Annotated in this window: 1 protein-coding gene; it reads left to right on the forward strand. The window is 60.8% G+C overall.

Translation table 11 applies throughout. From position 1 onward, the window contains the following. Positions 1 to 8: 8 nt before the first annotated feature. The coding region (locus tag OXQ95_RS18625) for an IS6 family transposase (protein ID WP_267383128.1) at positions 9 to 602 on the forward strand (594 nt) is incomplete at its 3' end.

Below are 602 nucleotides of genomic sequence, written 5' to 3' on the forward strand. Positions count from 1 at the left end.
TGGTGGTCATGATGTACGTGCGTTTCCCGCTGAGTTTGCGGAACGTTGAAGACCTGCTGTTCGAACGCGGGATCGATGTCTGCCACGAGACGGTGCGGATGTGGTGGAACCGCTTCGGGCCGCTGTTTGCCGGCGACATCCGCAGACAGCGGGTAAACCACATGCGCGGGTTTCGCCAGTGGCGGTGGCACCTGGACGAGATGTACGTGAAGCTGAATGGCGAGATGGTATACCTCTGGCGAGCGGTCGATCACGAGGGCGAGATCCTCGAGAGCTACGTCACGAAGACGAGGGACAAGGACGTAGCGCTGACCTTCATGAAGAAGGCGCTGAAGCGCCACGGCAGCCCTGACAAGGTCACCACCGACGGGCTCCGCTCTTACGGTGCGGCGATGAAGGAGCTTGGTAACGCCGACAAGCAGGAGGTGGGTCGCTGGGCCAACAACCGGGTGGAGAACAGCCATCTGCCGTTCCGACGACGAGAGCGGGCGATGATGCGCTTCAGGCGAATGAAGACGCTACAGAAGTTCGCCTCGGTCCATGCCAACGTCCACAACCACTTCAGCCTCGAACGCCATCTCGTCGACCGCCAGACCTATAAG

The organism is Sphingomonas sp. GC_Shp_6 (assembly GCF_026540835.1).
GTDB lineage: Bacteria > Pseudomonadota > Alphaproteobacteria > Sphingomonadales > Sphingomonadaceae > Sphingomonas.